Here is an 18,157-nt window from a genome sequence, read left to right as displayed (position 1 = left end):
TTTATTCTTCGTATGCTGCTATATTATTAAGTGTCTCGTATACTTCCACTCTGTGGATTGGAAAGCCTTTTGCACTCATCAGCTCATAGAAATATTTTGAAAAATGCTCCGCAGTAGGTCTGAAGCCAACTTCAATCATACGAAACTCCTCCGCCTGTAATGCAGCAATTGTCGCACCTTTTAGAGAGCCTTTTTCATAAATCAAGCTGTGGTCAAAATCATCACAGATATCCTTCAAAGCTTTTTTTAAATCAGAAAAATCCACAAGCATTCCTCTTGTCTGGCCCTCATCCTTTAACTTGTCTGCTGCTATTTCAACAACAACTCTCCAGCGGTGACCATGAAGATTCCTGCATTTTCCGTCATACCCTTTAAGAAAATGTGCAGAATCAAAGCTGTTCTCGGTTTTTAAATAATACATTTTAGTTTCTCCTCTAATTTATTTGGGAATAGGTAATTACGAAATTATTCGCAAACACCTAATCTGGGAATTATAAAAACAGAATTGCTTAGAAAAGAACGTGCCCCACTGTGAGCACATATAGAAAGCCCTGTAAATGTATACACACCTACAGGGCTAAATTACATAAAAAGTCTTCTTAGCAGCCCTGGTTTTATTTAACGACAGGATGGTACAAACGAACTGTCGCGCATTTTTATGCGATATGTTTATTATAAGTATTTTTCTGGATATGTCAATCTAAATTTTCCCCCAGCAGCTGCACCTTTATCACGTTCATTATGCGTGCCGGGTATGTTTCCTGAATTTCTCCTGCAAATGTTATTGAAACCATATCATTTACTGCCAAGTCGGACAGCTCAATCTCTGTTCCTCTCCACACCAAAGCAGTTTCTTCCGCAAGTGAAAACACAAACTCAAAACGTCCAGAAACCGTATTCAGATATTCCTTGGGTTCTTTGGAGGTATGTGCAAAGTGATTATCCAGAATAATCCGAATAATATCGCCCTTTTGATATTTTTCATCAAGTTTCTTTAAAAAAGTCACAAAGTCAGAACTTTCAACACCGTTCTCTTTAAATTTGTTAAGACAACATTTTACCACACTGATTTCAATATCCAGTTTGTCAGCAATTGCTTCGTTAGATGCATCCTCAGATTTGAGCTAAAGGATCCTAGCACGTTGATAAACGCGAATTTCCAAAGTGCTCTGAGTCGGCAGTTTATTTAAGTAAGATTTATCATCATCTGTTAAAGAAATAGTTTTAATTGTATTAGGAATAATTGGCACCTCCGATGGTTCAATTATACCATAATAGAAATGTGAATTAAAATAGTTTGGTATTTAAAGTGGATTATACTAGTATTATGGGAGAAGATATAAGAAAAGTTCAAACGGTATTAAAAAAAGCCTTTCCTATAAAGGAAAGACTCTTTGGTGGTATGACTAAATTTCTGCAATATTATATTCTTCCAGTGTTTTTCCAAGCAATCGCATAATCTCAAGCTCATCAAACGCATCATATAATGCATTATGTACTTCCATATATTTGCAGTTTCCAGTTAACAACTGTATCATAGGCTCTACGCCATAATTACGTTTCATTCTTCCTGTCCGGTAACATTCTATACTGTCAGAAATTTTATCATTGTACTGCCTGTATGCCGCAATTTTCATAATATCATACCATCTATAGGTATTTAGCTCTCTTAACATATTTCTGTCAAAAGAAGCATTATAAGCAAACAATTTTTTGACATCATATTTTTTAAAAACCGCTTTGATTTTTTCCATGGATTCTTCGCGTGAAAATAAAACATCTTCAGGATTTCTCTCTTTTACTGGAAGTACCCTGGAAAACATACCACCGACCTTATATTCCGGAATAAATATAAAATATAGATCATCCACTTTTTTAAATGTATCTTTTTCCGCTATCACGACACCTATGGACATCACTTCATTGTCCCAATTTGTCTCTGTATCAATTACAGCAAAATAATCCATACAATTTTTCCTCCTTTTAGTCTATTCTGTTAGCAACTTGGCAAGTTGAATTTTCTCATCCGACGGTTTATTATACTTCTTTATTACCCCTTTTGTTATTGCATTTGTAACAGCATCCATGAAATGTGTTTCATTCGGCACAGTTATCTCAAACAAAGTGTTATTTTTTGTATTCCAAAGAATTCCCTTTTTCTTTTTCATGGCAACAACGTAGCTTGCGCACTGAAGAAAATGTTCATGGGTAAGTTCTGAAACGAACTTTAATTCATATACAACATCATCCTTTACTACATCTGCCATTCCAAGTGCTGTAAAAAGCAAATCGCCATTTTTTCTGTCAGAAAAATACAGTGCGCACTTCCCTTGAACATCTTCGTTTTTCGACAATTGTGTAGATAAACGTTCACAAATAGCATTTCTTTCAGCGTCGCTAATAAAAGGAACTGTTACTTGGTTTCTATATCTGTGTTGATTCGTTTCTATCGAGGTCATAAATAATATTTTTTCTTCTAAAGAAGATTTTTTTATTTCATCCGTATACAAAAATGCTTTATCATCATAGATTTTCATATAAAACTCAATTCTTTCGTCTATTGAATATCCATCGAAATAAGTGGATTCCTGAAAAATACCTATACATGGTGAAAGATCAATTAAACCATCCTTATTCTTTATTTTGATAGAACTATTGTCTTCAACTTCAATCTTCTTGATTTTAATTGTTTCAAAACACTTTTCCACAGCTTCTTTAAACTTGAATTCGAACATTTTTGATATATCTTCATCTTTAAATTTCATATTCATGTTTACAGGTGTAGCTAGTGTTTTTTCAGATAATTCTTCATCATCGCTATCAACAAATATAATTCGTTCCTTGCCTCTGCTTGCAGCAACACAAAAAATATTTCTTAAAATCTCATACGATTGAAGAGGCTTCTCAATTCTTGTCTGCCAATAACTTTCTGTATAATCAAAAATAACAACTATCTTTCTCTCTAACCCCTTACTGCTATCATAAGTTGTAAATATCGCAGAATCTTCTTTAGGCGCTGTTGAGCCTAAAGAATCTGAGTCTGCAATACTCGCATAAACTGTATTTTTATTATAGGTTTCAGGATATTGCTCTTCTAGTTCGTTAAGCACATCAGACAAGCAATTGGTTCGTGGACCTAAGCAAAGAATATCTTCTGGCTTTTGCTGTGACAAAAGTTTTATAACCTGTTCTTTATTCATTCTCTCTACACGACATTCTTTATTTACACCTATAATAGGCTTATTCCAAATACGTCCTAAACGTGCCGCTAGTTCTGAAGACAATCGAAAGCATTTAGTAAACTCTAATAATACATGATCACCCAGAAACTCATTTATAAACTCTGATACATTAAGAGTTGTTTTATCATATATTTTTTGCTGCATATCACCCACTGCAATTATCTGCATTGAAGGATTTACAGACTTAACTATCTTTAACAATTCGGCCAACTCTTGCTCTATATCCTGATATTCATCAATAATCAAAATATCGTATGGACGAATATTAGGTTTCACAGCAATAAATCTTTGAATGAGTTCTGGAACAGCAACTTTAACCCCTATACGAGCCAAACTGCTGTATGCAAAACCATGATAATTTGTTACCAGAACGTTTTTCTCTTTTATTTTAGATTTTGCATCAATTTTTAAAAGTTTGTTATAAGTTAAATATAATATCCTTTTATTTTTTGGCAATTCATTGCAAAGTACCTGAATGGCTGTAGTTTTTCCACTACCGATACATGCATCAACAAGAATGTTTTTGCCTTCTTGTGCGATTTTTAAAAATTTGTTTTGTTCTTCTGATAAGTACATTTCTGTCAGCATCCTCATTTCTCAAGTCTTTTTAATAGCTATTCAGCCCAGTTTTCCAATTTTAATCCGTCTACTCTCTCAAATTCTTTTGTATTGTTGGTTACTACTGTATAATTAAGAGATTTTGCATGACCGGCAATCATCATATCTAATGGACCGATAGGTGTGCCTTTTCTTTCTAAAGCTGCTCTTATTTCTCCATAACTTTCTGCTGCTAAAGAATCAAAGCTTATGATTTCAATATTTGCCAATAACAGAGTTAATGCCAATCTGTTCTTTTCTACAGCCTGACTTTTTTCAACACCATGCACCAATTCCGCATAAGTGACAGAAGATATACAAAGTTCTGATGGGTTATGAGCTTGCAAACGAAGAAATACCTGTTCCGGCTTGTTTTTAATTGCATAGATACAAATATTTGTGTCTAACATATATCTCATAGTTCATCTCGCTCCTGTACTTTTCCATCATCTCGTCCATTTTCCATGAAATCATCGGAAAACATATCTATTGCTTGCATAAAGGAACTCCATTTATTCGTCTTTGGCATGAGTAACACAATATCGCCTATTCTATTAACAACGACTTCATCTGTATTAAATCTGCACTCTTTTGGAAGTCTGACAGCCTGGCTTCTTCCGTTTTCAAAAATCTTTGCAGTCATCATAGAAATCAACTCCTTTCCTCTGCTATTAGTATATACCATGATATATATTTTAGTCAAGAAAAACGAAAATAACGGAAATAAAGAGCCACCAGAAATGAGGCTCTTTTAATGATGATGCTTCAATTTTCAGAATGATTTCGCCATCGTTACTAATATGGTCGAAATACCAAAATCCCACCCGATTTTGAGATAGAGAAGAAAAAAACTCTGTTTCAGATTAAGGTGGGATTTTTTATTATGTGGCTCAGACAATGTCCGCTTTCTGGAATAGTATCTGTCAATATTGAATATAATAATGGTATCCAAGAAAAAACAATAAGAGAATAGTTTTTGGAATGAAATCCAATAACTATTGAAAATAAACAAGTTTTTGGATATAATGAATACAGCAAATAAAAAATAAAGTAGTCATCGAAAATGGATTCATAAGAAAGAAGGTAAATCCTCTCCTCATCACAGGACTTGGATTTTGCTTCGCAAAACAGGAGGATTATATGAATAAGATAATACTTAGAGACGAGTATCTTCAAACTTTGAAGGAATTTAAAGATAAAGACATTATAAAGATTGTAACAGGTATCAGACGATGTGGCAAATCCACGCTTATGCAGATATTTCAGGAGTATCTGAAAGATTCAGGGGTACAAGCAGACCATATCATCGCCATCAACTTTGAAGACTATGATTATGAAGATTTGAAGCAGCCAAGAGAATTATATAAATACATCAAGGACAGGCTTGCAAATGATGATATGTACTATGTGTTCTTTGATGAAATACAGAATGTGGAAGATTTTCCAAAGGTTGTGGATAGTTTGAATCTAAAGCCTAACGTGGACTTGTACCTGACAGGATCAAATGCCTATATGCTATCTTCTGAGATTGCAACATTTCTTTCAGGAAGATATGTAGAGGTTAAGATGTTGCCACTTTCTTTTAAAGAATATGTGAAGGCAACGGGAGATAAAAAAGAGCTTTCGCTAAAGTATCAGAAGTATTTGAAATTCAGTTCATTTCCATATGCTATGATGTTAGATGAGAAGGAAGAAGTAATTAATCAGTATCTTGAGAGCATCTATAGTACTGTGATGTTAAAGGACATTATTTCAAGAAAGAAGATTGCCGATGTGATGATGCTTGAAAGTGTGATACGATTTATGTTTGATAATATTGGTAATCTTACATCGACAAAGAAAATCAGTGACACTATGACATCTGACGGAAGAAAGGTGGATGTGAAAACAGTTGAGAAATATATAGCAGCACTAGAGGAGTCTTTTATTATATATCAGGCAAAACGATATGATGTGAAGGGGAAAAATTATCTAAAAACCCTTGATAAATATTATGTGGTTGACATTGGACTTCGTTATATGTTACTTGGTTCTAAAAATGCAGACACCGGTCATATTCTGGAAAATATCATCTATCTGGAACTTATCAGACGTGGATACAAGGTTTATGTTGGCAAGGTGGAATCAGAGGAAGTGGACTTTGTTGCCATGAATAGTAAGGGAACTGTTTACTATCAGGTGGCTGCCACAGTCCGAGATGAAGCAACGCTGGCGAGAGAACTAAGACCATTGCAGAAAATTACAGACCATTATCCAAAGTATATCATAACACTGGATGAAGATCCTGATGCTGATTACGATGGTATCAGGAGAATTAATGCGCTGCAGTTCTTACTTGGTTAGGAATAAGATTGAGGGATAAAATTCCAAAATCCCACCTAATTTTACAAACAGAAATTGGTCAGATAAAAAGACCTACCGACAGATTTACTCTGCTAATAGGTCTTTATTTATTTAGAGTCACCTTAACTAATTAGCATTATCGTTAAACAGGACTCTTTTAATGGCACTAAAGAATTTCAAACATTGTAATAAGTTCTTCGTCTTCAGCCTGCTTATAGCTAGTAAGTCCAAGATCTTTTGGCTTGGAAAAAGATTCGCCATGAAGCATAAGATTTCGAAGTTTGCTGATTGCTTCGCTATAATCTCTTTGAAGAGTTGTTGCAGACGAAATTTCATAACCGAGATTCTGTGCAAGAAGACGTATTCTTTTGAAGGAATTGTTTTCTGTTGTTTCTAATATACCATTAGAATAAGCTACTCCATTATAAGCTGTAACGAGTAATCGTTGATAAGGAGTAAGTTTATTTAAACAGGCTAACAATTTGTCTGTTTCCTCAACTTTTAACAATTCTGCGTCAACTTGTTCTGTAGTTCATATTGAAAACTCTTCAACATCGTCGATGTTAGAAACATTTGTACATGAAGCTAATGAGTCTATCACTGTCTTAATAGAAAGCTGTGTATATTCAGCAAGCTTAGATGCCGGACATTCTCTAAAAACTTCTCCTGAAGTAAAAAGCTCTCGCCCTATGCCCCAGGACATTCCGGCACGTTTTAATGAATCGTTAGCAGTACATTTTGCTGATATTCCTTCGCCAATTTCCTTGCATTCAACCCATACTTTTTTCAGCTTATCCCATATTGAAATTTTACACACATTTTCTCTTGAGAATGTAACCTGATAGTCAGTAGACTCAATGGTTTTATCAAGAATGTCAAGATCAACAAAGTTATTCTTCCATAAAAGAATTGTTACACCTTCACTATTTACTTTTGCGATAGCAGGTTTGATTTCACTTGCTTTTAAATTTCTAAATTTTAATTTCATAATCTTTTTTCTCCTTTGAAATCATAAATATTTTTTTACACCTTGATTATGGGAGAAAATACAAGAAAAGTTCAGCAAAGAAAAGAGAGCCTTTCCTTATGGGAAAAGGCTCTTTTAAAGGGCTTATTTTTTGTATTTCTTGATTAATTCTGCTAGTACATCAGGTGTGTGAAATGCCTCACGATGAAACGACAATTGAGTACTTGAGTCGAGCTCATCAAACATAGAACTGGCTTCAATGATTTTTTTAGCAAAATCATAATAATTATAATTTTGCCAGCCGTATAAAGAACAAGATATTTTGTCAAACGCATCTGTAATACACCTCTTAGACATAACAGCATTATAAACAGCTTTCAAGGCATCATTAACGATGGTATCAGCGTCCGTTGTCTTTTGAATTATATCTTCGGTACTAATTGCTTCGTCATCTGCATACCCACAATATGGAATATATGCTTCTTTTAAGCTCTTCATTTTATCAATAAAGTCGCTCATATCAAGTTTTTTTCTTGCAGCTGCAAACATATCAAGTATTCTATCTGAATTAAGTCTTGATGAATGTTTCGCAGATTCTTCAGATTGTACAACGTATGAACCATTGATAAAGAAGACATTCCTTACAGTAAAGTATGAGCAGCCGACATCAGAGTTAAGAATAATAATTCCTGGAACAATACCGGTGTCAGTATCAGCGTCAGGCTTTATAAATATTGCCTGTGTAAGAAAATTAGTTATCTTAAACTCTTTAAACACAAAATCCTTAAATGGAAAATCCGGATGTTTCATCGCTGTAATGAGGATATCCTGTTTGGAACGAGGATAATACTCTGAAAAAACGGAGAAAAGCTTAATTGTACCTCCAACTTTTCGATAAACGAATTTCATACGTTCATTTCTGTTAAAAATCGAAGAAGCAAGTAACATATCTCGAAACACACTTTTTTCGCCGAATATTGCGCTTCCGGATATAGCAGCTCTTTGAGTTAGTGTCTTTAAACAATTTGTTGAAACGAACATTTTTTTTAGATGTCTCATAAACATCCTTATCAAGTTTGTCTGCACATATAACTAAACCAGTTTTATCAATTGTTTCAGCAACAACATCATCATTATAATCTCTTTTTCTCAGAAAACCTATACCAAACATTGTGTTTTTTAATTGAAAATTCCTAACTGTATCTTGTGAAATGTATCTGAAAGGGATAATCTGACTTATATCGGTACCATCATATCCTTTCAAATTTTTTCCACTGTAAGCTGATAAAAAAGCAGTATCTCTGCCATATACGGATGAGATATAAGTTCTATCAGCCATTTGCTGTAAATTATCATAAAACGCATTAATATCAGTTCCCTGAACACAATAGCTGTCAAGCAATACATTTTCGTTTGCCATATTCAATTTCTCCTTTGAAATCATAAATTTTATTTACAGTGTAATTATGGGAGAAGCTATAAAAAAAGTTCAGTAAAAAGCTGCGCAAAGACTAGCAATGCGCAGCGAGAAAATTAGTTGATAATATCGTCTGTGTTCATATCTTCAGACATTTCATCATGTATGCAACATCTGTAGAGTTCATTTCTTAAATCTTCAACTTTCTTTCCTTCTTCAAGACTTAGGATTTCATCTGTCTTATAATCTTTTATGTGCTCTACATCAAATGAAGCAATTTCCATTGTCTGATCTTTCCAAGGATAAATTTCCTGGCAACATGAACACTTTGTTTTTCTGTTTACGATTCTTCCCTGTATGTAGCCATCAACTATTACTGTTGAGCCTTTTTGAAGTCGTAAGCGATCTTCTATCGCCTGGGCGCCATATGACTTGATCCAAGGATAGTCTGTTTTAGTTTCAAGATTATCACCGATAACTCGGAATTTTCTGGTTGTATATATTTGATACTGTGTTACGAGAGTTCCGTGCTTTGTTTGGAAATACTTTGGTTCCTGAATGAGGTTTCCCGTCACTATTACTTGATTGGAAAGTTCTCTGGCTTTTATGATCTCAACAAGAGCTTCTTCATAACTTGCACACTCCTTAAATTTCTTAATGAAAATCGGAGTAACATAAGTCAACAGTCTGGTTCCAGCATTTAAAGTGCCACAATTTGGACAATTAGATTTTTTGGGGATTGATTTGGTGTTCACAGTTCCCTTAACAAAAACGATGTTAAAAGGTTTAAGTTCAGACATCTTTTCAACAATCTTAGGATTCATTGAAACTATAAGCGGATGATCATGTTTCATGTAATTAACATTGTCATGTGCATCTCTTACGCCTCTTACTACATGAAGATAAAGGCTGCCAAAGCTCTTGCTAGAATCTCCGTTGTTGTTTGTTTGAACAGTTGCTTCTTTTTTGACTAGGCCCAAAAGCCATACTGTGTTCTGTCTACTCATTTTAAATACCGGTACAGTTACGCTTGCAAAAAGAACTGCACCTACTCCTTTCTTTTTTTATGTTGTTTGTATACTATAATTATGGGAGTTTTCCCAGCAAAAACTTCTCTCCGTATAACTTTTCTTAGCATTCACTTTCTTTTTCCAGTACTTTTTTTCTAGTACCAGAGTGTTCCTGTGACATTGCTATTGCTTTGGCATTCTCTATACGCTGGTTTATTCCACCCAAAGATTTATTAGGCTCTTCCTTTTCTTTAGTCAAATTAGCTTTTTAACTTTTTTCAAGAATTTTTTCGAAGTATTTATCGTATTCCCCACTTTTACAAAAAACTTCTCTTTTAGCTTCAGGAAGTTTCTCGACTTTTTTCTCGTATTCTATTATAGCGTCAAGAATTTGTTTATTTTTCTCCCATGGATTTCCTTTATCTGAAAAAAATTGAAGATACTTGCCTGTAGAATTATAACTCAAAATATCTCGTTTAAAACGTGTCACCAGACATTCAGATATATCTTCGTCAAGCAGAGCAAGGGTATCACCTGAACTGTAAGCATCTGATTATACACAAATCTGCAACAGCCAAAAGTCTTTTGTCATTGTTCATTCTGTTTGTTGTTTGGATATATAGCATAAATAATTACTTTATTAGCCATCAGACTTCCTCCCTTGTGACTGTATGTACTGTTTTATGTTACACTATAACAATATTGTTAATATAACGGTACTAACCCCTCCCTACTTCGTAGAGGAAGGGAATTGCGTACCTGATTTTTTGTTCAATAAAAATTAATATTATATTGACTTTTTACTATATGGGATGTAGAGTATTTTATATAGTTTATCATCTAAACTAATTATTTTATACAAGTATATTTAACTCGTTGTTTGCATAAATACAACCGATTTAATATATATAATGTCGAGGACATAGACTTTTTGACCCTGGCATAATAATACAACACAAAAAGGAGGCTTCTTTATGTACTACATAGGTGTAGATCTTGGAACTTCTGCTGTTAAATTATTATTAACAGACAACCAAGGTAATATTAAAAACTGTATCTCAAAGGAATATCCAATATATTTTCCTGCTCCAAATTATTCTGAACAGAATCCGACAGACTGGTATAATGCTGTAATTGATGGTCTTAGAGAACTTCTAGGCGATGATTATGGTTCTCTCGTTAATGGCATAAGCTTCAGTGGGCAGATGCATGGACTTGTAATCCTTGACAAAGATGATAATGTTATACGACCTGCTATTCTCTGGAATGACGGAAGAACTACAAAAGAATGTGATTATCTTAATAACTCGGTCGGAATTGATACACTTGCTGTTAATACTGCCAATATCGCTCTTACAGGCTTTACAGCCCCTAAACTTCTATGGGTTAAGAATAATGAACCAGAGAACTTTGCTAAGATAGCAAAGATTATGCTTCCGAAAGATTACATCGCCTATATGCTCTCAGGTGTATTCGCAAGTGATGTATCTGATGCTTCCGGAACACTTCTGTTCGATGTTAAGAATAGATGCTGGTCTGATACTATGATTGATATTGTAGGCATTAACAAGGATATGCTCCCAACAATTCACGAAAGTTCTGATGTTATTGGTACTATCAAAAAAGAGCTTGCTGACAAACTTAAGCTTAATCCAGAAACTGCTATCGTAATAGGTGGTGGTGATCAGGCTGTAGGTGCTGTCGGAACAGGTACTGTCGGCAATGGTCGATGCTGTGTATCTCTTGGTACTTCCGGTGTTGTATTTGCTGCAAGTGATACATTTGGAATGAAGCCTGAGACAACACTTCATTCTTTTTGCGATGCTAACAGACATTATCATTATATGGGCGTAATGCTAAGTGCCGCTGCTTCTAACAAATGGTGGTGTGATGAGATTCTTAAGACTAATGATTATGGTGCTGAACAGAAGAATATTAGTACTCTCGGACATAATAATGTGTTCTATCTGCCATATCTAATGGGTGAACGTACTCCTCTTAATGATCCATATGCACGAGGAACTTTTGTCGGTATGAGTATGAATACTACAAGAGAGGATATGACACTTGCAGTCCTTGAAGGAGTTGCTTTTGCTCTTCGTGATTCATTTGAACTTATCAAATCTCTTGGTGTTAATATAGATCGTGTAAGAATTAATGGTGGTGGTGCAAAAAGCTCACTTTGGAAGAAGATAATCGCTAATGTATTCAATGTCCATGTAGATACAATTAATAGCGAAGAAGGACCTGCTTTTGGTGCTGCAATTCTCGCAATGACCGGCTGTGGCGCATATCCTGATGTTGTCACTGCTACTGATTCACTTATAAAAGTAGTTGGAAGCGTAAGCCCTGATACAGAACTTGTTGACTTATATAACAAACAATATGCAAAATTCAAGAAGATATATCCGGCTCTTAAACCTATATATAAAGAACTTGCTGATTAATTTTTTTATTGGGCTAAAAAATATTTTTGTTTAGACAAAAAATATACGTAAATGGAAACAAAAAAGTTTCCATTTACGTATAATATTATCATTATTATTAATTCTGTTTTTTAAAGTTGTCAACTTCTATCTTAAGTTCTTCTGCTACATGGTAGTTCTCGCTTACGCTTGTCTTAATGCTGCCCATTGCACTTACCATATCTGATACATTACCCGCAACAAGTGTAACACCGTTAGCTCCTTCATCTATAGCAGATGTCATATCTTCTATTCCTTTTCCTGCTACTACCATATTCTTCTCTATATCTGCTGCCTTATCTGAGAAGTCTTTGAGAATATTATTAACATTGTTAATATCTCCTGAATAGCTACTAGCTGTTGTTACATAATTATCATAATCAGCAATTACTTTTTCATCAATAACTTCTATCATTCTATTTGAATTATTAGCAAGGTCTGCTACTGATGTTGTAACTATCTCACTTATCTGCTTAATATTATTAGCTGCAACTTTACTATTCTCTGCAAGTTCTCTAATCTCATCTGCAACAACTGCAAATCCTTTACCTGCTTCTCCTGCTCTTGCTGCTTCTATTGATGCATTCAGTGCAAGAAGGTTAGTCTGTGCTGCAATATTTAATATCTCGCCTGTAAAGCTTGATATCTTATCGACTTCTCTACTATTCTCAATCGACACTGTAAGCACATCTTTTATCTCATTAATTGCACTTACTACTGTCTCTTTTCCTTTTAATGCTGAGTTATAGCTTTCATCTGCTCTTTCTTTTACTTCATCCATTGAGTTAGAAGATTCTTCTGCCTGTTTTGCTACTTCTTTTATAGTTACTATTGTTCCCTGTGTTCCTTCATTCATCGTAGTAACTGTTGCTGCAAGTTCTTCCATACTTGCGGATAATTCCTGCATTGTAGCACTTACGTCTCCAAGATTAGCATTAGTTATACTTACTTCATCATCTATCTGTTTTGATTTATCTCTTATCTGTTCAGAGTTATCATCTACTTTTGTTATCATTCCATCAAGCACACTATATAAATATTCAAGTTTTTCATACAATACAGATATCTCTTTAGTTCCCATAAGTCTAAGCTTAGTAGGAACGAACTTAGTATCTCCACCTGCAAGTTTATCAATATTCTTCGCTGTCCACTCAATAGGTTTTGTAATTATCTTCGCTATTATATATAATGATACAATACTAATCAAAAGTATAAATGCCATCTCACTTAACATTCTTATCTTTAATGATTCAGCTGTTGCAAAATATTCTTTATAAGGTGATACCATACATATAGACATTCCTGTATCCCCCACCTGCATATATGTATATACTTTCTTTTCTTTTCCAACTGTTGCTATCTCTACTCCTGTACCACCTTGTGTCATATCAACCATCATCTGTTTAAGATTATCAGAGAATGAATCAACCATCGCTTTATCTTCTTCATTCTCCGGATTAACCCAGTTTTGTGCAAGTATAACACTTTCATCAGGATATGCTGATACTGTACCATCCTTATTTAGCATGAATGTATAACTATTATCTGTCATCTTGTGATCTCCAAGTATCTCTGATATATACTCAAGCTTAACATAACCTGCAAGAACTCCTACTTTCTTTTCACCATCATATACAGGTGTTGAAATACCAACTATTTTGTTACCTGTACTTTTTGAGAAACTTGGCTGTCTTATTGTTGTCTCTCCTGTTGACCATGGTTCTGTAAAAGTTGGCGAATCAGCTATTGATGTTCCATAATACTGTGAACCACCTGTATGTGCAATCTCTATTCCTTTGTCATCTGCAATCAGAAAATGTGACCATACACCTTCATCTTCTGCCATTAGTTCTTTTAATAATGTTTCTGCTTCTTCTACATTAAGTGTTGTTACTCTAGTATCTTTTGCTGCTGTTATTACTACTGCCTTATATTTTTCGATTTTTTCTTCTATATTGTCACTTAACATAGATACTGCCATTGCACTGTCTTTTTCACTGTTTTCTTTAACTCTTTTACTAACTACGGTTCTTATATTTAACAACACTATTATTGTCGGTAAAACAATACATATAAGTACGCTTACAATAATTACCACAGACAGTTCTTTTTTCTTTTTCTCCATATTAACCTCCTATATCTTTGCACAATATGATTATCGTATCATATCTTGTTATAACAGCTATATCACATAGTATAACTAGTTCATGTCATACTATAGTTTTGCTATTTTTCTATACCAACTTTATAAGAAGTTAATCGGATAAATCTTTGTTTTTTTTTACGGTCTTATTATAGCTATATACATCCTTTGTTTTATATATGATAACATTTTTTAATTCAATATAATTCCTGTCTTTAAGGCGAATGCATATATCACTTTTTCTTTCACTTTATTCTCGCTTGTCTTATTAACTGCTTTTTCATAAAAATCAAGCTGTACTTGGTATCTGTCTATAAGCTCTTTTGCATCCTTTGCTCTGTCTGTCTTATAATCAACAATAACTATCCTGCCATCTTCTACAAAATATGCATCAATAATTCCCTGCACAAGTATCTCTTCATCACCATTATATTCTTTTTCTATCTCACTATATGGCACGCTCATTACAAATTGCTGTTCTCTTACAAGTGTTCCTCTCTCGTATGCAGCTTTCATTCTCTGCCCTATATCGCTCTTTACAAAATAGAGAATGTCAAATGGATTAATCATCTCTACATATTCCTGTGGCATCTTGCCACTCGTTGCAAACTCTATTGCCATCTCTTTTATCATATCAGTATTTTTGCATCTTTCATAATCAAGAAGTTCAAGGAATTTATGATATGCTGTACCTCTTGTCGTTGCTTTTATCTCTTCCTTAGGTGCTAAGAATTCCGGCATCATAAGTTCTTCTTCTCCTAAGAACATGAATTCACTCTCTTCTTCGTCTACATTCTGTCCTATCTTCTTAATCTCTGATACAGACATCTTCGAGTGTATCTTAGTTGCAATAATATCATGATATACATAATTAAGCCTGTCATTAATCTTATCATATAGCATACTCTTATCATTACCATATTCTTCTATTACATCTCTTATCGCCATATCAGATACTTCCTTATCAACAGTATTCTTGATAAGATCCTGTATTGTATAATATTCTATTGCGAATTCTGCATCTGAATTAGCTTCTTCATCACCATATCTTACTTCAAGTTCTTCTTCTATTCCAAATGCTCTTACAGTCGGCTTAATATTCTTATCTGTAAGCACTGCCGGCATAATAAAATCAAGATAATTTTTCGCTTTAATAAGTGTAGTATAACTAAGTCTGTCCGGATTCTCCTGTGCACTTTCGCACCAGCCTTTTAATGCTTTTGCCATTCCTTTTACACAACCTGTTATATATAGCTTTTCTCTTGCTCTTGTAAGTGCAACATATAGAACTCTTAATTCTTCTCCAAGAACTTCCTCTTTAAGTCTTGATGCAATAGCTTTCTTATAAAGTGTTGCTGTCTTAACTCTTTCTTCATAATCTATATAGTCTGTTCCTATTCCAAGATCCGGATGTATTACAAGTGAACCTCTTGTATCGCTTGAGTTAAACTGCTTGCCACATCCACTTAAGAATACTACTGGGAATTCGAGTCCTTTACTCTTATGTATTGTCATAAGTCTTACTATATTATCACTCTCACCTGATTCTGAAGCTTCTCCATAATCTACATTATATTTTTTTAACTGCTCTATATATCTTACAAAGTTAAAAAGTCCTCTAAAGCTTGTACTCTCATACGCTTTTGCTTTTTCTACAAGCATATCAAGATTGCCTTTTCTCTTTATACCTGATGGCATAGCTGTAACGTAATTATAGTATCCTGTTTCAACCATAATCTCTTTAATAAGTATATGAATATCTGTATATACTGCTCTTTTTGAATATTCATTAATATAGTTGACTAGTTTACCTAGTTTTCTCTTTATATCTTTGTTCTTACCATTATCCTTATACCACATCATACAGTTATACATATTACCGTCTTTGCACTCTGTACGCATTATTGCAAGTTCATTAACTGTAATTCCTATAATCTGTGATTTCATAACTGCTGTAAGTGGTATATCCTGAACCGGATTGTCTATGACCCTTATAAAATTAAGTATTGTTGCTACTTCAATCGCATCAAAATATCCACTTTTTTGCTCACTGAATGCTGGTATACCTGCATCTGTAAGTACCTTAACAAATGTCTCTGCATATCCTCTTTGTGAACGAAGCAAGATTACTATATCTGAATATCTGACATCTCTTAATTGTCCTGTCGCTTTATCAGTTACCTGTGCTTTTATTTTGCCTGACATCATAGCTATAATCTCATTAGCTACAAGTCTTGCTTCTTTTTCAGCCTTTGTAAGTTCTTCATCTTCGTTATCACTGCCACTTTCTGTAATATCTGCATCTTCTTTTTTATTTAATTTTACTTTTATTTCTCTGTTATCATCATTATTAAGTATCTCTTCATCTGTATCAAGAAGAAGTATCTTAGTCTTTGCCCACTCTTTATCTTCAAATTCCGGATATGATGCACCTGTATATAATGCTACAGATTCTGTATAGTCAACACTTCCTACTTCATTTTTCATTATTTTATAAAAAATATAATTAATTGAACTTAATACATTGCTTCGACTTCTGAAATTCTTCCTAAGTTCTATCTTCTGGTTGTCACTCTCTGTATCTGTATATGTGTCATATTTCTCCATAAAAAGTTCTGGTCTTGCAAGTCTGAACTTATAGATACTCTGCTTAACATCTCCTACCATGAATATATTATTAGGCATATCAAATCTTTCTCTTGAGATACTTTTCATTATATAATCCTGAACAAGATTACTGTCCTGATATTCATCAATTAGTATCTCACTGAAGTTCTTACTCATCTCATCTGCTACTGCAGTATATGTAAACTCTTCAGTATTTTTATTATCATTCTTATGTTGTATAAGTACATTAAGTGCCATATGCTCAATATCTGCAAAATCTGCGATATTCTTCTCTTTTTTCTTCTTCTCAAATCTGTCTGTAAAATCAAGTACAAGATCTATAAGCATATTTACCGCAGATGCTGAATTCTTAATATCTTCAATTGATGTACTTAATGGCTGTGCAAAATAATCACTTCTTATAGATTCTACAAGTGCTTTTGCACTATCTCTAAGAGTCTTTGCCCTGTCTTTTAGATATTCATCATATACATTACTATTCTTAGTCACAACTCTCTTTAGTTTACCAAAGCTAAGTTGTGAGAATATATCTGAAAGTTCTGCGACTGTTTTTGCTTTTTCAAGAATATCTATATTATCAATATCTGATAGCAGTGTCTCTTCATACGGAAGTGGACCCATAGCTTCTTTTGATATTCTAAGTGCTGTATTAAGCATTCTTCTTGCATCTTTGAGTATACTTTTTACAGATGTCTTAATATCTTTTGCAAATGCTGTATTTTCAAATTCTTCATCATTCTTAATCTCATAGAGTTCTCTGCATTTATTAAGCCATATCTTAGGCCATGGATGACTTGTTGAGAATGTATACAGGTTGTCAATTATATCTTCAAGTCCACTTACTTTATTACCGCTTGAATATGTCTCAACGAAATCTATGAATTCCGGTTTTCCTTCTTCATAATAGTCTTCTAGCATATTTTCCATGACATCTGCTTTTACAAGCCCGGCTTCATCCGGATCTGCTATTCGAAATGATGGATCTATGTCTATTGAATTAAAATTATTACGTACTATATCAAGACAAAAACTATCTATTGTAGTTATCTTAGCTGTATGTACAAGTGATATCTGTTTTTTTAGATGTTCATTATCACTGTCTTCATCAAGTGCATTGTTAAGTGCTAAAAGTATTCTCTCTTTCATCTCTGCTGCTGCTGCATTAGTGAATGTAACAACACATAGTTTGTCTATATCTACCGGATTCTTAGTATCTGTGACCATCTTAATTATTCTCTCAACAAGTACTGCTGTCTTACCTGAACCTGCTGCTGCCGATATAAGAAGATTACGATTTCTAAGGTCTATTACTGACTGCTGCTCCTTAGTCCATGATGTTGCCATA

Annotated in this window: 17 protein-coding genes and 1 pseudogene; 2 read left to right on the top strand and 16 right to left on the bottom strand. The window is 34.0% G+C overall.

All coding sequences use genetic code 11. The annotated features are described in order from the left end of the window. Position 1 precedes the first annotated feature (1 nt). The 6 genes from queD to KQI85_RS05995 form a co-directional block, all read right to left on the bottom strand. The gene (gene queD / locus KQI85_RS06020; protein WP_216575185.1) at positions 2-421 is read right to left on the bottom strand and encodes a 6-carboxytetrahydropterin synthase QueD; all 420 of its coding nucleotides are present in this window, start codon (positions 419-421) and stop codon (positions 2-4) included. A 274-nt stretch (positions 422-695) separates the two neighbouring features. Next, a complete protein-coding gene (locus KQI85_RS16510; RefSeq protein ID WP_371820557.1) occupies positions 696-1,064 on the bottom strand; it encodes a hypothetical protein in 369 nt (122 codons plus the stop codon). A 342-nt stretch (positions 1,065-1,406) separates the two neighbouring features. Beyond that, complete coding sequence (locus KQI85_RS06010) at positions 1,407-1,967, bottom strand: hypothetical protein (protein ID WP_216575184.1); 561 nt, start codon at positions 1,965-1,967, stop codon at positions 1,407-1,409. Positions 1,968-1,988: 21 nt separating this feature from the next. Continuing rightward, positions 1,989-3,818, bottom strand: a complete 1,830-nt coding sequence (locus tag KQI85_RS06005) for an AAA family ATPase (RefSeq protein WP_253293767.1) — start codon at positions 3,816-3,818, stop codon at positions 1,989-1,991. Positions 3,819-3,856: 38 nt separating this feature from the next. Next, on the bottom strand, positions 3,857-4,258 hold the full coding sequence (locus KQI85_RS06000; protein ID WP_216575182.1) for a type II toxin-antitoxin system VapC family toxin: 402 nt from the start codon (positions 4,256-4,258) through the stop codon (positions 3,857-3,859). Continuing rightward, positions 4,255-4,485 (bottom strand): antitoxin, encoded by a 231-nt coding sequence (locus KQI85_RS05995; RefSeq protein ID WP_216575181.1) that lies wholly within the window; start codon positions 4,483-4,485, stop codon positions 4,255-4,257. Before KQI85_RS05995 ends, KQI85_RS06000 begins: the two co-directional genes overlap by 4 nt. Before the next feature lie 494 nt (positions 4,486-4,979). Between KQI85_RS05995 and KQI85_RS05990 the strand changes: the two genes are divergently transcribed. Beyond that, on the top strand, positions 4,980-6,182 hold the full coding sequence (locus KQI85_RS05990; protein WP_216575180.1) for an ATP-binding protein: 1,203 nt from the start codon (positions 4,980-4,982) through the stop codon (positions 6,180-6,182). A gap of 166 nt (positions 6,183-6,348) precedes the next feature. On the opposite strand, the gene KQI85_RS05985 is transcribed toward KQI85_RS05990, so the two are convergent. From KQI85_RS05985 to KQI85_RS16905, 8 genes and pseudogenes are all read right to left on the bottom strand, one after another. Beyond that, complete coding sequence (locus tag KQI85_RS05985) at positions 6,349-6,663, bottom strand: hypothetical protein (protein WP_216575179.1); 315 nt, start codon at positions 6,661-6,663, stop codon at positions 6,349-6,351. A 51-nt stretch (positions 6,664-6,714) separates the two neighbouring features. Beyond that, complete coding sequence (locus tag KQI85_RS05980) at positions 6,715-7,170, bottom strand: hypothetical protein (protein ID WP_216575178.1); 456 nt, start codon at positions 7,168-7,170, stop codon at positions 6,715-6,717. 123 nt (positions 7,171-7,293) lie between these two features. After that, positions 7,294-8,058: a hypothetical protein gene (locus KQI85_RS05975; RefSeq protein ID WP_216575177.1), complete on the bottom strand. Its 765-nt coding sequence runs from the start codon at positions 8,056-8,058 to the stop codon at positions 7,294-7,296. A 13-nt stretch (positions 8,059-8,071) separates the two neighbouring features. Continuing rightward, complete coding sequence (locus tag KQI85_RS05970; RefSeq protein ID WP_216575176.1) at positions 8,072-8,569, bottom strand: hypothetical protein; 498 nt, start codon at positions 8,567-8,569, stop codon at positions 8,072-8,074. 113 nt (positions 8,570-8,682) lie between these two features. Then, positions 8,683-9,546: a single-stranded DNA-binding protein gene (locus KQI85_RS05965; protein WP_216575175.1), complete on the bottom strand. Its 864-nt coding sequence runs from the start codon at positions 9,544-9,546 to the stop codon at positions 8,683-8,685. Between the two features lie 151 nt (positions 9,547-9,697). Next, entirely contained in the window at positions 9,698-9,835 is a 138-nt protein-coding gene (locus KQI85_RS05960; RefSeq protein ID WP_216575174.1) for a hypothetical protein, read from the bottom strand. A gap of 9 nt (positions 9,836-9,844) precedes the next feature. Beyond that, positions 9,845-10,042, bottom strand: coding sequence for a hypothetical protein (locus KQI85_RS05955; protein WP_216575173.1), 198 nt, complete (start codon positions 10,040-10,042; stop codon positions 9,845-9,847). A gap of 20 nt (positions 10,043-10,062) precedes the next feature. Then, a pseudogene (locus KQI85_RS16905) lies at positions 10,063-10,164 on the bottom strand (helix-turn-helix domain-containing protein); the annotation flags it as partial. Positions 10,165-10,550: 386 nt separating this feature from the next. Between KQI85_RS16905 and xylB the strand changes: the two are divergent. Next, entirely contained in the window at positions 10,551-12,023 is a 1,473-nt protein-coding gene (gene xylB, locus KQI85_RS05945) for a xylulokinase (protein ID WP_216575172.1), read from the top strand. A gap of 97 nt (positions 12,024-12,120) precedes the next feature. On the opposite strand, the gene KQI85_RS05940 is transcribed toward xylB, so the two are convergent. Both KQI85_RS05940 and addA read right to left on the bottom strand, forming a co-directional pair. Then, positions 12,121-14,166, bottom strand: coding sequence for a methyl-accepting chemotaxis protein (locus KQI85_RS05940; RefSeq protein ID WP_216575171.1), 2,046 nt, complete (start codon positions 14,164-14,166; stop codon positions 12,121-12,123). 210 nt (positions 14,167-14,376) lie between these two features. After that, positions 14,377-18,156, bottom strand: coding sequence for a helicase-exonuclease AddAB subunit AddA (addA, locus tag KQI85_RS05935; RefSeq protein WP_216575170.1), 3,780 nt, complete (start codon positions 18,154-18,156; stop codon positions 14,377-14,379). Between the last annotated feature and the right edge of the window lies 1 nt (position 18,157).

The organism is Falcatimonas sp. MSJ-15, assembly GCF_018918265.1.
Lineage (GTDB): Bacteria > Bacillota > Clostridia > Lachnospirales > Lachnospiraceae > Falcatimonas.
The sequence above is the reverse complement of the archived record's forward strand: the minus strand, read 5'-3'. Positions and strand labels throughout refer to the sequence as shown.